This is a genomic window from Flavobacterium sp. (assembly GCF_027490375.1).
Classification (GTDB): Bacteria; Bacteroidota; Bacteroidia; order Flavobacteriales; family Flavobacteriaceae; genus Flavobacterium.
The window spans coordinates 132393-145715 of record NZ_JAIXYH010000070.1 but is presented as its reverse complement, the minus strand read 5'-3'; the positions used below and the strand labels follow the sequence as shown (position 1 = coordinate 145715).

The following is a 13323-nucleotide window of genomic DNA, read 5'->3' as shown; positions in this document are numbered from 1 at the left end:
AAAACACAAATTCATCGGATTTGCTCCTTCATAAAGTTTTACTTTAGCAGTTCAAAAGTTTATAAGCAAAATTCAAAGATTTTTTATATGTGTGAACGATATGGATGAACTTAATCCAATTTTACCAATTTATAAGAAAGTACAGAGTCTTCTGAGTCTACAAGAATTCCACAAAAGAGTTAATGTTATTTTTCATGATCACGAAGCAGTTCATTATGATGAATTGCATGCGGATATGCTAGAGAGTTTGCAAGAACAATTTGATTTTTTAGCAAGCGATACCGAGCTTAAAATGAGAGACAATAAGATTGTATCGCTGCTCGATTTTGGCTGCGGAACTGCGCTGGCTACGCAAATGTTTTTAAAAACAAGCCTATCACAAAACTGCCAAGAAATTACGTTGTTCGATACTTCTGCGCAAATGCTAGAGAGAGCCAAAGCGAAAAGTAAAAATTGGTCGCAGCAAGTTCAAATAATCCACGAGCAACTGCCCGATTTTACCGGAAAGTTTGATGCTGTCATGCTTTCGAGCGTTCTGCACCATATTCCTAATCTTCATACTTTTTTGAAGAATATTGAATCGCTGCTGCGACCTGGAGGTATTTTTATTCATTTACAAGACCCAAACAAAGATAGCGACAGCGACCCGGAGCGAATCGAGCGTGAGCTATTACTCAAATCTCGAATGCAGCAACAAGCGGTGCACTCAAGTTCCATAAAACACTTTCTACCCAAAAAATGGCGGAACCAATTGAATAGACTGCTGGGTAGAAAAACGTACATTGATCGAATTAACGATGATTTATTGAGAGAAAAGGTAATTAGAAAACGACTAACCGCCGATGATTTATGGAAGGTTACCGACATACAAATATCAGAAAGTGGTTATGGTGGCATTTCTATGAAGGAATTGAAGACCGTGTTAACAAACTTTCAACTCATTACACATCGAAGCTATGCTTTTTACGGTGTATTAAAACATGATTTGCCGGCAGATTTAATTCCAATGGAAGACGAATGGGCCGCTAAAGGAAGTCTCAATGGTCGAAATGTAGCTGCGATATGGCAGAAAATCAAGTAAAAGTTGCGTTTTTAACTCCAGAGTTTCCGTTGCCAGAATTCGGAAAATGCGGCGGCTTAGGGAGCAGTATTAAAAACCTAGGTTTGGCTTTAAAAGAGCAAGGCATTGCAGTTACAGTAGTAATTTACGGCCAGTATGAAGATTCTGAGCGCGATTATTTAGGAATGCGACTAGTGGTTGTAAAGCATTTACGGCTGCCGGGACTTTCTTATTTTTTCCGACAAATAAAATTACAACGGGTTCTGCAACGATTAATTTCTTCAAATGAAATCAATATAATTGAAGCTCCAGATTGGACAGGCCCGTCGGCGTTTTTACCTGTTTCCTGTCCAGTTGTGGTAAAAATTCACGGTTCTGATACGTACTTTTGCGCACTTGATAAAAGAAAACCTAAAGTGTTCAACACTTACCGCGAAAAAAGAGCGCTGCTTTCGGCAAACAGTATCGTAGCGGTAAGTCGATTTTGTGGAGAATTCACACAAAAGGTGTTTCATTGTTCTTTTACCTTTACCAGAATTTTTAACGGCGCTGTTCCTTTGCAAGTTAGTCGAAGCAATCCGCAGCGATCGGTAGTTTTTTACTTCGGATCTCTGATTAGAAAAAAGGGAGTTTTAGAACTGCCACAGATTTTCAAACAGGTTCAAAGTCGGATACCTAATGCCGAACTTTGGTTGGCAGGAAACGATAGCATTGATGTTTTTGAAGGAATTTCTACCAAATCAATACTCCAGTCTGCTTTTGAACGGGAAGCCGTTCCGAATGTGGTTTTTCGAGGAACTTTAAATCCAAATGAAATTACCGAGGCACTTGCGCAATCGAGCGTTTGCGTTTTCCCTTCTTTTGCCGAAGCACTTCCCATGGCTTGGATGGAAGCAATGTTTCAAGAAAAAGCAATTGTCGCCTCGAATATCGGTTGGGCTGCTGAAATGATTAGTGATGGAGTGGAAGGCTACTTAGTACATCCAAAAAATCACTCCGAATTTGCCAATCGAATTTGTGATTTACTTGAAAATCCAGACCTTCGGACGCGTTTTGGTACCGCGGCACGAGCAGCAGCTCTTAAAAAATTTGACATTCAAGATATTGCCAAACAAAATTTAGATCATTATCGGATTGTTATTCAAAACTATGCAGCTAAAACTAAATGAGTATATCACGGTGAACGGCGAAGTGCTGTTGTATTGCGGACAGCCCGATTTGTCGCGTTTCGAAGATTTATCCAAATCGGAAGGCGATTTATGGCACAGCGGACTTCAGCAAGGTTTGCGTAATGCATTCCCAGAAGTTATCTATCAATCTTCAGTACAGTTTTGGTATATCAAAGATTTTGATAATCTTTCAGATTGCATTTCTTGGCGCTGTAATCCCGAGGCATTTCTCGTGCGCAAAGCCGTATGGGAACAATTAGGTGGCTTCGATTCTGAATACACTAATCCGTTGGTTGCAGCATTCGATTTTTCCTATCGTTTATTGCGCTATTTGGGCGGAATACCTAAGCATATAGACGATCTGTTTCCTGCGAATTTGTACCGCCAACCAACCCTTTCAGCCTACGATCGGTACCAATTTTTTAAAAAGAATTTTAAAACATCGCACAGTGTTTTTATGCTTTTTCGTTGCGGTTTTTGGAATCCAAAAGAGGTTTATGCTTTTTGGAAAACACGTAACTTCAAGGTGAAGTCAATCAGGCAAGGAATTCCAGCGCGACCTTTAGCAAAGCTTAACGAGTATCCATCGGTTAGTTATATCATTCCGACGATGATGCGACAAGATTTTACGCGGAATTTACTCGACGATTTAAGCAAGCAAAGCGTGTTGCCAACCGAAGTGATCGTGATTGATGCTACCCCAAATCTAGATGTGGCTGTGGCTTATCCCCAAGAAAATTATCCGTTTAAGCTGATTGCAAAACAGCAGCAATCAAAAGGAAGTTGTAGGGCTCGCAACGAAGCTATTGATTTGTGTACCGGCGAGTATATCATTTTTGGCGACGATGATATTCGCATTCCGAACACTTTCATAGAATCTCATTTGCGCTTTCTTAAAACGTATGGCGCCGAAGCCTGCAATGGTTTAGATATCAGAGCCGATCACCAGCAGCAGGATTTACATGATCTAGAGCAGAAATTACAGAAGTACGAGCAAGAAAATGGAGTGCGCGCCGGGGCCACATCGTGTTTTAGTAATGCTAATTCATGTGTATTGCGAGCGGTAGTAAATCGATTGGGTGGAAACGACGTGAACTTTGATGGCGGTTACGGCGAAGACAGCGATTTTGGTTTTTCGATAACCAAGTTGGGAATTTCGGTTTTACATAATCCGTTTGCTGTAAATTTACACTTAAAACCCCCTCAAGGCGGTTATCGCTATTGGGGATTGCAAGCAAAAAAATCCGGAAAAGCACGAAAAGCTCAACCTTGGGAATTAGGAAAACCTGTGGGCAGAATAAAACCAGTGCCAAGTCCGACAATAATGTACGGTATCGTCAAACAATTTTCGGCTGCCGAATTGCGGGAATATAAGATCAAGTATATGGTACATTATCTCATTTCTGGCAATAAACTAAAATTTCCCCTACGGATATTAAATTTGCCGTATAAATTCCTTCAGTTTAATGAGTCGTTGTACTATGCAAACCGATTGGCAGAAAGAAAAACAAACTGAGTCACTTTCATAATTTTCTACTCAAACTCCTTTCTATGGTCAATTCAGCAGAGCACATACTAAAAAACAAGTGGTTTAAATGTGCAGTTGCTGCTACAGTCGCTAGCTATGCGTTATTTCGACTCTATTACTACAGTCAACTGCCACTACAATCTGGAGATTCTGGACTTTTCGCACAGAATGCCGAACAACTTTTGAACGGCGAAATTACACTAACACAAAACAACGGATTTAGCGTCTTTTATCATATTCTTAGTTTACCCTTCGCTTATCTTTTCGGAACCTTTGAAGGTAATCGCGTTTTTAATGCCGTATTAGCAGTAGTATTTATTGCCTATGTTTTTGCAAATTACCGATCGTTTTACAGCCGCGTTTTTTGGTTGCTCCCTTTCTTTACAGCTGCAACACTCGACGTGGGTACCAACGACTTACTATTTCAGTTTTTCTTATTTATCGGATTACACCGGCTGTACATGGCCATCGATAGCAAACAGAAACTCTCGGGTTTTGGTTTAACTGCATTGGCGACAGCAATTTGTATTCGACCACTTTTTGTCATGTATCTACCTGTACTCGCAGTTTTATTCGGTTTTTTCTTTTGGAATCGCTTAAAATTTTCGAGGAACGACGTTTTTGCAGCTACAGGTTTACTTTTAATTTTTTTGACATTGAATGCTGTTAGTATTTTCAATAATGGGAAAGTACTTTACGATAATAAAGAGCCTGATCCAAAATTGGGCGTAAATTGGATTGAACGTCAGTATTTGAGTCAGTTAGCAGTAAATTCAGGTAAAATTCCGAACTATACTCATGTTAGTTGGGAGGAAGTAACTGCCTACAAAGCGAAAAACGGCGAAAATTCATTACCAAAAACTTTGATTCAAGCGGTAACGTTCGATTTTAAATTAACGCTGATCGAAGCGGTTAAAGATTTTCTGTATATCGTGAAAGATGGTACGCGTCAGACTGGTTTGACATTGCTACTGGTACTTGTGCTGCCCATTTTTTCATTTCGTAAATCCAGTTATTTACAGACGAATGCACTCTCAATAACTGTTTTTATAGGAGTGCTAACATTTGCTGTTGTAATTATCAGTTTTGTTGAAATGCGTTGGCTAGTGCCTCTGATGCTATTAGCTGCGTTACATATAGAGTCGGTTTTTCGAAAACAATTTCACAAACAAGCTGCGGTGCTTATTTTATCGAATGTACTTTTCAATGTACTTATAGCTTTATACGGAAATTGGAATATCATAAGACAATTTTTATAGGCTTTATTTTTTAGGACTTGCGAATAATGAAGCACATTGAGCCTTTCATCGGAATAGAAAATCAAAAGGAAAGCGATTCGGTTCCGTTTAGCCTGATTGTTTGCACTTATATGCGAAGCAAGGCTTTGAAAACGCTGTTACAGTCTGTAGAAAAACAAACGCGCTTACCTTCTGAAATATTGATCATAGACGGATCTACCAATACAGAAACGACCAAGATGATCAATAATTTCTCACTTAAAACGCGCTATTTTTTAGTCGACCAGAATAATCGCGGTTTAACGAAGCAGCGAAATTTTGGAATAGAAAGAGTTGCGGCAAATAGTGAAATTGTATGCTTCTTAGACGACGATACTGTTTTAGCACCAACCTATTTCGAATCACTTTTAAACACATATGCGCAGTTTCCTGAGGCATTGGGAGTTGGCGGTTTTATTACCAACGAAATCTCATGTTGGCCTGCCGAAAATAAATCGTATTCCAAAACAAATTATTTTGAGTACGGCGGTTATGTACGTTCGGAAAGTTTACGCTTTAAAGCCAGAAAGTGGCTAGGGCTCGACAGCAATTTACCGCCTGGCTTTATGCCCGAGTTTGGTCACGGGCGTTCTATATCGTTTTTACCTCCCGACGGTAAAATTTATGAAGTCACTTTTTTTATGGGAGGTGTAGCTTCTTATCGAAAAGAGATTTTTAAAAAACTGCAATTTTCACAGTATTTTGAAGGCTACGGACTTTACGAAGACGCACATTTTTGCCTTCAATTATCAAATTTGGGAAAGCTGTTTGTCAATACTGCAGCCCAATTAGAGCATCATCACGACGTACAAGGCCGACCAAATCAGTATAAATACGGCAAAATGGTAGTGCGAAACGGCTGGTTTGTTTGGCGAACCAAGTACCCGGATCCATCGTTCAAAAACAGATTCAAATGGCATGTTATCACACTGTTATTGATGTATATCCGATTAACAAACGTGATCAATACCAAACAACGCACAGCAGCATTCACTGAATTTTTAGGGCGTAAAATTTCTTGGATTAACTTACTTTTGGGGAACAAACCCAAGTTAGAGTAGCTCGCATGAGATTCACGGTTTTTACGCATGTGGCACATGTGAAACACAACGATAAACTATATGCCTATCGACCGTACGTAACCGAAATGAATATTTGGTTTAAGTATTTCGATGAAATTCGTGTTGTTGCTCCGCTTTCAAAGGCTCATTTTACAGCTATCGAAGCACCATACGAACACACCAAAATCACTTTCGTAGAATTAAAAGCGTTTGATTTTACTTCATGGACAAATTTGTTAGCAGCACTCTTTTTTCTGCCGTTTAATTTGTTCATCATTGCACGCGAATTTCAAAAAAAAGCGCATTTTCATTTGCGTTGCCCGGGAAATATCGGCTTTCTGGCATGTATCGTACAAGTTTTCTTTCCGCGAAAGCAAAAAACTGCTAAATATGCCGGAAATTGGGATCCAAACAGCAACCAACCCAAGAGTTACCAATGGCAACGGGCTATCTTAAACAGTACATTTTGGTCGAAGAATATGTGTGTTTTGGTATATGGCGATTGGCCAGATAATTCCACCAACATTCAACCATTTTTTACAGCTACATACAGTGAACAAGAGCTGTTCGAAACCACCACAAATCGAGAAGATTCTCCGATTCAATTTTCGTTTGTAGGAGGTATCACGGCAGGTAAAAATCCGTTTTATGCTTTAGAATTAATCGAAAACGTGCAGCAACAAGGACTCGCTTGTCGACTGAATTTCTTCGGATCTGGAGATTTAGAAAATGCGTTGAAACAGCGAATTTCAGAAAAGCAACTGTCTTTTTGTAAACTTTTCGGCGCCGTTTCGAAGCAGGATTTAAAAGTAGCTTACCAAAAGTCGCATTTTATGATTCTGCCTTCGCTGAGTGAGGGCTGGCCAAAAGCCGCTGCCGAGGCAATGTTTTGGGGTTGTATTCCTGTTATAACCTCCGTTTCTTGCGTGCCACAAATGCTCGACTTCGGAAAGCGAGGAATTTTATTAACCGGCGATGTAATCCGAGATACTGAGCAATTGCTTACTTTGTTGCAATCGGGCGAAATGGCTGCCATCAGCAAAGCAGCTCAGCAGTGGTCGATTTCCTATACTTTAGAGTCGTTTGAAAATGCTATTAAAGCCGTCATACACCATGCGAATACTACAAATAATTGATTCTTTGGATATTGGTGGTGCTGAGAAAATGGCTGTTTTATACGCCAACGAATTAGCGCAGCTTATAGATAAATCGGTTTTAGTTAGTACACGAAAAGAAGGTGGTTTAAAGAAAAGTATCGCTCCAAATGTAAGCTACCACTTTTTAAACCGTCAGGGTGTTTTCGATTTTAACGCCTTAAAACGCTTGGTTCAGATATGTAAAAAAGAGCAAGTTACCCACATCCATGCACACGGAACCTCGATTTTTTTCGGAAGTCTTGCTAAAATGTTCCTTCCAAAGGTACAACTCATTTTTCACGATCATTTTGGTTCTTTGCAAAAGCGACAAGTCTGGAAATATCGACTAACCACTTTTAAAGCGAACTTCTGTATCGCGGTAAATGAGGATATTGCATCATGGAATCAAAAAAACTTGAAATTACTATCGTTTTACCTTCCCAACTTTTCTATCGTTACAAATTCGGTTCGTTCCGATGAGCAGGAATCAAATTTCTCTTTCAAAATCTTAGCTCTGGCAAATTTTAGGAAAGAGAAAGGTCACGAATTTCTATTTCAGATTGCCCAAGAGTTGAAACTTCGCGGCATTGATGTAGTTTGGCAATTGTACGGACGAGTTTCGGATCTCGAATACTATCAGCATTTAAGAGCTTTACGTGAACAGCTTGAATTAACCGAGGTAGTTGAGTTTTTTGAAAATGAGTCGGATGTCACGCGGGCATTACAACAAGCCGATGTGGCAGTTTTAACTTCGTCGTTTGAAGGTTTGCCCTTAGCAGTAATTGAGTATGGATTAGCGGGAAAAGCGGTTGTGCTTACCAAAGTAGGCGCTTGCGAAACCCTAGTGCAGTCGGAGGTGAACGGGTTTGTAGTGCCTTACGGAGATGCGAAGGAATTCGCGGATAAAATTGAATATTTGTATCGTAATCCAGATAAAAGAGGCATTTTTGGAGAACGATTGCACGATGAGGTAAGTCGAACATTCTCTGCGAAAGCAGTCATGTCTTCTTATCTACAGCTATTGGAAAAAATGAATGACAGATAACAGATATTATAGCTTAATCGGAATTCACATCGCTATGGCTTTTGCTATTTGGCTCTTTTTACCATTAGCAAAGTTGGCGGCGCTCGCGGTCTTACTGGGAAGCGCATATTACGTTATCAAACACCAAAATCGGAACAACGAAGCCTTACTCGCAGCGGCCTATATCACCGGGATAGAGGTTTTTTTGAGAGCTACGGAAGGTGTACCTATTTATGAGTTTGGAAAGTATGGTGTTATTGGCGTGATTCTGATTGGAATGTTCTATCGAGGCTTTTCTAAAAGTGCTTTTCCGATGTGGATTTACTTACTCGCATTGCTGCCGTCACTAATTCTCGCATTTGTTGTATTAAATCCAGATACAGAACAACGAAAAATCATTTCCTTTGTAATAAGTGGTCCCATTTGTTTAGGTCTGTGCGGATTGTATACTTACCAAAGAAAAGTAAGTTATGAGCAATTTCAAAACATTTTACTTGCCTTATTGTTGCCAATTATCAGCCTCACTACCTACGTAATTCTATTCAATCCGAGTGTGCGCGACATCGTTTCAGGAACCGATTCCGACGGCCGACTCAGTGGAGGTTTCGGACCCAACCAAGTTTCTACCGTATTTGGCTTAGGAACTTTTATTCTCATTAATCGCGCCCTGTTGAAATCACCGAGTTTACAAGTAATGCTGGTAAATATCGGTCTAGCAGCAATTGTCATTTTTAGAGCCATCGTAACATTTTCGCGAGGAGGAGTTTTTACTGCCATTGCCATGATTTTAGCAGTAATGCTTATCCTATTTATACGTTTGAATGTTAATGCACGAGTAAAGATAAGCAGGCTATTGTTTTGGATGATTATTGGAAGTATTGGAATTTGGGGTTATTCGTTGCTGCAAACAAAGGGTTTGATTGGGAATCGTTACGCCAACAAAGATGCTCTTGGCCGAGTTAAAGAAAGTAAATTCACTGGACGTGAAGAATTGGCGCAGTCGGAATTAAAAGCATTTTATGAAAATCCGATATTAGGCGTTGGTGTTGGGAAATCTATCGAAATTCGAAAGGAAGAAACCGGAAACGACGCAGCCTCGCACAATGAAATAACACGCTTATTGGCAGAACATGGTTCCCTTGGTATTCTCATTCTAATTCTACTAGCAGTAACTCCAATTGTACTTCATCTGGGAAATAGGCAGAATTTTTTCATGGTTCCGCTGCTCTTGTTTTGGGCACTAACCATTAATCACGCAGCAATGCGTATCGCCGCACCCGCTTTTGTTTATTCGCTAGCCTTACTTTATGTCGATATTCCGTTCATCAGGAAGAAAAACGTGTCGTAAAAAAACTACATTAACCTAAAGTTTACCTGTTGTTTTGTAATTTCGACGACCCTAAGACAACAGAATGAAAATTGACACCCGAATACACTTTGAAGTAAGTGAACGCAAGATTTTGCTTCGCTTATTCGATACGGTATTTGTCATTTTGGCGCTATTTCTGTTGGATAGTTTTGTTGATTTTCAATATATCGATGTGTCGCTAGACAATCTTTGGTGGATTGTGATCTTAGGTTTATACGTAAATGTCATTGGAACTATTTTCGAAATGTACAATTTACAAGTCGCTAGTAACCAATTTCAGGTAGTTCGAAGTATACTGCTTACCGCTTCTACTACAGTTTTATTCTATCTACTTACTCCTTTTTTGACGCCTTTTTTACCGAGTAACCGACTTCAAATCATCTACTTTTTTGGCGCAATTTTCATCGGATTGCTGATTTGGCGTATTTTTTATCAGGCTTTTCTAGCTTCTCACAGATTCGAGAAAAAAGCAGTTTTGATTTGTGATAAAGAAGAAATTGTAGAGTTGGTTGGCGATTTACAAGCGGCTGATCCGCATTACCGCGTTATTGGTTACATCGATACTGGAAAATCAGAAAGCTATGTTTTTAATTACGGCGGAGTAGATGCCGTTCAGACGGAAAACTTAGTACAGTTTATTCAGGAACAAACAGTTTCTGAGCTCGTTATTGCAGGAGCAAAAGCCGATATCATCACCGTACCGCTATACAACGAATTATTGCGATTGCTGGAGTTTGGGTTCCCGATTAAAGAATATACGCAAGTTTACGAAACGCTCACACAGCGCATTCCTATTCATTACTTAGATCGCGATTTTTATCGATACTTTCCCTTCAGTCGAAGCAATCAAAACAAATTGTATTTGATTTTTGTTCGGGCCGTAGAGATTATTCTTGCCATTGTGGGTTTGCTTGCCGGATGTGTAATTTTACCGCTGATTTTGTTGGGAAACCTACTCGGAAATCGCGGACCGTTATTCTACAAACAAATTCGCGTTGGCAAGTTCGGAAAGCCTTTTAAAATCTACAAATTTAGAACCATGGTGAAGAATGCTGAAGCAGGTTCCGCTGTTTTCGCTACATCTAATGACGTACGTGTAACCACTTTCGGAAAATTTTTACGAAAAACTCGCCTGGACGAAATTCCGCAGTTTATCAATATCTTAATTGGCAATATGGGTTTTATCGGTCCGCGACCCGAACGCCCCGAGTTTGTGCAAGAATTATCCGAGATTATGCCTTTCTACGAAACAAGACATATTATAAAACCGGGATTAACGGGCTGGGCACAAGTAAATTACTCCTACGGACAAAGCTTTGAAGACAGCTTAATTAAATTGCAGTACGATTTGTACTACATTAAACACCGCAGTATCTTCCTCGATTTAAATATTGTGATTAAGACCTTTAGTACGATTCTGTTTTATCGCGGTCAATAGGTTAGAATCAAGTAAAAGCAATAAAAATACGGCTGCATAGATAGGCGCAAAAAGTAAAAGCTGAGGTTTGTTTAGCACATAAATCAGGTGAACCAAAACAGAAACTACTGCCAATACTTGAAACGTTTTTCTGCGAACGGATTTCTTTTCCGCGAAAGCGAAATACAGAAATAAAGGATTGAATAATAAAATGTTATAGTTCCAGAGCACTTCAACATGGTCGCTATACAAGCCTGCTGCCGCGAGAAAAATTCCGAGAAAACCTAAAACTACAAATAAGAATCGGCGCGTAAATTCATGTACGAAAACCAATGTCAGTAAGATAGCAAATAATGTGAAAACGGAGTTCCACCAAGGCACATCAAGTACGAGCGAAGTTTTGTTTAATACATTTGTTTTGGAAACAACTTCCTGACCTTGAATTTCATACGCGGTAAAAAGCTGTTCCGGTAAGAATACAGCATCTGCCTTGCTGTCGGTGTAGTAGCCAAACATGATGTTGATTCCCAAATTCTCGAAGTATAATGGCGACTGGTATTCGCTAACAATTTCTCGAAAGCTCTTTTCTTTTATCTCGTTTATAACCGCTGGCGTGATCGAACTGTGCTTTGCGATAAGATCGGCAACCATCGTTGTGCAATTTCGATGGAAAAATTTGTAAGTGTAAAATTTCCCGTCTGAATTTACGATAGTGGCCAAATCATTTATAATCAATTGAATTTCAGCTGATTTTAAATTTAAAACCTGCTCTTTGATACCTCGTTGTTCAAAAACGTAATTGGCGTAAAAATCTTCGTAACGATCGATTCCTACAAAGTACTTCAAATCGCCTTTCACGAATTTTAAATAGAAATTCGGTGTCGAAAAATCGAAGTATCCAAAATTCACTACAAAGTCAAAACCTTGCTGCTTGTCGTAAAATCGGAGTCCGGTGTGGCCGTACAACGAATACAATTGGCTTCCTGCACTAACGGTTAATAAACTGCACTTAGTATTCGCAGAAGCTGTAGGAATTTGGGCTTTCGCCGAAAAGAAGCAAAACGAAAAAACAATAAGTAAATAACGAATCATCGTCTAAATATATCAAGATCAACTTTTACAGAGAAAACATTGCTGTACAAGGCGGCACTTTGGTCGCCTAAATCGGTTAATGCATAGTCGATTTGAATGCCGCGGTATTTGAATCCTAGTCCAATATTTGGCTGAAACCCCAGTCGTTTAGAACCGTCAATTTCTTCAATGTTCTGAAAATTTCCAACGCCTGCTCGAACAAAAATTAAATCGGTGTAGCCGTATTCAAAACCAAGTGCCGGATCAATGGAGTAGACGCTGCCCGAAATTAAATCGTTAGTTTGTTCAAAACGCATGTTTAGATTGGTACTAGCTAAAAGACTGGTTTCGTTGTGAAATTCAAATAATTTTGCTAAACCAAATTGCAGTTTCGGCAAAGTAATCTCGGTACTTTCTGGTAATTCGGCATTTTGTCCTGGTACAGCTTCCGAGATGGTTTTAAATTCTTCTTCATCAATCGTCCAAATGTTGTACGTTGTGGTAATGTCACGAGCCATTAAACCTAATTTCCAGCCGGAACGCTCGAACTGAAATCCTAAGTCGAAACCAACGCCCCACGATGAGGCAAAATCGCCAATTACCCGACGGATAATCTTCGCTGAAATACCGTATTGAAATCCAGGTACTTGCAAACTTCGAGCATAGGAAAAGGTAAGTCCGTAATCGGCGGTTGAGAAAAGAGAAATGCGGTTATAATCGATATTTCCTTCGGAATCAATAAGTTGTGTGGTATTCAAGATGTCGTCAACGCCAAATCGAATTAACGAAAATCCAAAAGCACTTCGATCGTCGATGTTTTTTGCATAGCCAATGTAGTCGTATTGCGCAATATTCGCAAAATAATTAGCATGCATTAAGGCAACCTGATCGCGTTCAACGCCAAGTAATCCAGCCGGATTCCAATAGCCTGCCGTAACGTCGGAAACATGTGCGGTCACGGCATTCGACATTCCCAGCGCACGTGAGTCGACACCGATGTTCATAAATTCGTTTGAGTATTTACGCACTGCCTGCGCGCTAGCAAATAGCGAGAAAACAAGGCTTAACAGAACGAAGTTATATTTTTTTTGATTCACAATTTTTTTCGGCAATCAGCTCGCAAAAGTATCGATTTCACAGTAAAGCATCGGACTATTTCGCAATTAAAATGCGCCGAAATCACCGAAATCTTCTTCAACAAAACGAATTTC

Annotated in this window: 11 protein-coding genes; 9 read left to right on the top strand and 2 right to left on the bottom strand. The window is 39.7% G+C overall.

Annotated elements, in window-relative coordinates; all coding sequences use genetic code 11:
• The first annotated feature begins 100 nt into the window (after positions 1 to 100).
• The 9 genes from Q0064_RS10105 (at position 101) to Q0064_RS10065 (ending at position 11062) form a co-directional block, all read left to right on the top strand.
• The gene (locus Q0064_RS10105; RefSeq protein ID WP_298147985.1) at positions 101 to 1081 is read left to right on the top strand and encodes a class I SAM-dependent methyltransferase; all 981 of its coding nucleotides are present in this window, start codon (positions 101 to 103) and stop codon (positions 1079 to 1081) included.
• A complete protein-coding gene (locus Q0064_RS10100) occupies positions 1063 to 2229 on the top strand; it encodes a glycosyltransferase family 4 protein (protein WP_298147983.1) in 1167 nt (388 codons plus the stop codon). The genes Q0064_RS10105 and Q0064_RS10100 overlap by 19 nt, the downstream gene beginning before the upstream one ends.
• The gene (locus tag Q0064_RS10095; protein ID WP_298147980.1) at positions 2210 to 3745 is read left to right on the top strand and encodes a glycosyltransferase; all 1536 of its coding nucleotides are present in this window, start codon (positions 2210 to 2212) and stop codon (positions 3743 to 3745) included. Before Q0064_RS10100 ends, Q0064_RS10095 begins: the two co-directional genes overlap by 20 nt.
• Before the next feature lie 35 nt (positions 3746 to 3780).
• Positions 3781 to 5016 (top strand): hypothetical protein, encoded by a 1236-nt coding sequence (locus tag Q0064_RS10090; RefSeq protein ID WP_298147977.1) that lies wholly within the window; start codon positions 3781 to 3783, stop codon positions 5014 to 5016.
• Between the two features lie 26 nt (positions 5017 to 5042).
• A complete protein-coding gene (locus Q0064_RS10085; RefSeq protein WP_298147975.1) occupies positions 5043 to 6095 on the top strand; it encodes a glycosyltransferase family 2 protein in 1053 nt (350 codons plus the stop codon).
• A 5-nt stretch (positions 6096 to 6100) separates the two neighbouring features.
• Positions 6101 to 7231: a glycosyltransferase family 4 protein gene (locus tag Q0064_RS10080; RefSeq protein WP_298147972.1), complete on the top strand. Its 1131-nt coding sequence runs from the start codon at positions 6101 to 6103 to the stop codon at positions 7229 to 7231.
• On the top strand, positions 7209 to 8276 hold the full coding sequence (locus Q0064_RS10075) for a glycosyltransferase (protein ID WP_298147969.1): 1068 nt from the start codon (positions 7209 to 7211) through the stop codon (positions 8274 to 8276). Before Q0064_RS10080 ends, Q0064_RS10075 begins: the two co-directional genes overlap by 23 nt.
• The gene (locus tag Q0064_RS10070; RefSeq protein WP_298147967.1) at positions 8266 to 9603 is read left to right on the top strand and encodes an O-antigen ligase family protein; all 1338 of its coding nucleotides are present in this window, start codon (positions 8266 to 8268) and stop codon (positions 9601 to 9603) included. Before Q0064_RS10075 ends, Q0064_RS10070 begins: the two co-directional genes overlap by 11 nt.
• 64 nt (positions 9604 to 9667) lie before the next feature.
• The gene (locus Q0064_RS10065; RefSeq protein ID WP_298147965.1) at positions 9668 to 11062 is read left to right on the top strand and encodes an exopolysaccharide biosynthesis polyprenyl glycosylphosphotransferase; all 1395 of its coding nucleotides are present in this window, start codon (positions 9668 to 9670) and stop codon (positions 11060 to 11062) included.
• Here the strand turns inward: Q0064_RS10065 and Q0064_RS10060 are convergent.
• Together Q0064_RS10060 and Q0064_RS10055 are read right to left on the bottom strand one after the other, a co-directional pair.
• Complete coding sequence (locus tag Q0064_RS10060) at positions 11009 to 12133, bottom strand: DUF4105 domain-containing protein (protein ID WP_298147962.1); 1125 nt, start codon at positions 12131 to 12133, stop codon at positions 11009 to 11011. The two genes, Q0064_RS10065 and Q0064_RS10060, sit on opposite strands and share 54 nt — an antisense overlap.
• Positions 12130 to 13116 (bottom strand): PorV/PorQ family protein, encoded by a 987-nt coding sequence (locus Q0064_RS10055; RefSeq protein WP_298147959.1) that lies wholly within the window; start codon positions 13114 to 13116, stop codon positions 12130 to 12132. The genes Q0064_RS10060 and Q0064_RS10055 overlap by 4 nt, the downstream gene beginning before the upstream one ends.
• Positions 13117 to 13323: the final 207 nt, after the last annotated feature.

Bases quoted from the DNA above. Each gene is read 5' to 3' on its own strand.
- Q0064_RS10105 (WP_298147985.1), top strand. From the start codon at position 101: ATGGATGAACTTAATCCAATTTTACCAATTTATAAGAAAGTACAGAGT.
- Q0064_RS10100 (WP_298147983.1), top strand. From the start codon at position 1,063: ATGGCAGAAAATCAAGTAAAAGTTGCGTTTTTAACTCCAGAGTTTCCG.
- Q0064_RS10095 (WP_298147980.1), top strand. From the start codon at position 2,210: ATGCAGCTAAAACTAAATGAGTATATCACGGTGAACGGCGAAGTGCTG.
- Q0064_RS10090 (WP_298147977.1), top strand. From the start codon at position 3,781: ATGGTCAATTCAGCAGAGCACATACTAAAAAACAAGTGGTTTAAATGT.
- Q0064_RS10085 (WP_298147975.1), top strand. From the start codon at position 5,043: ATGAAGCACATTGAGCCTTTCATCGGAATAGAAAATCAAAAGGAAAGC.
- Q0064_RS10080 (WP_298147972.1), top strand. From the start codon at position 6,101: ATGAGATTCACGGTTTTTACGCATGTGGCACATGTGAAACACAACGAT.
- Q0064_RS10075 (WP_298147969.1), top strand. From the start codon at position 7,209: ATGCGAATACTACAAATAATTGATTCTTTGGATATTGGTGGTGCTGAG.
- Q0064_RS10070 (WP_298147967.1), top strand. From the start codon at position 8,266: ATGACAGATAACAGATATTATAGCTTAATCGGAATTCACATCGCTATG.
- Q0064_RS10065 (WP_298147965.1), top strand. From the start codon at position 9,668: ATGAAAATTGACACCCGAATACACTTTGAAGTAAGTGAACGCAAGATT.
- Q0064_RS10060 (WP_298147962.1), bottom strand. From the start codon at position 12,133: ATGATTCGTTATTTACTTATTGTTTTTTCGTTTTGCTTCTTTTCGGCG.
- Q0064_RS10055 (WP_298147959.1), bottom strand. From the start codon at position 13,116: ATGAACATCGGTGTCGACTCACGTGCGCTGGGAATGTCGAATGCCGTG.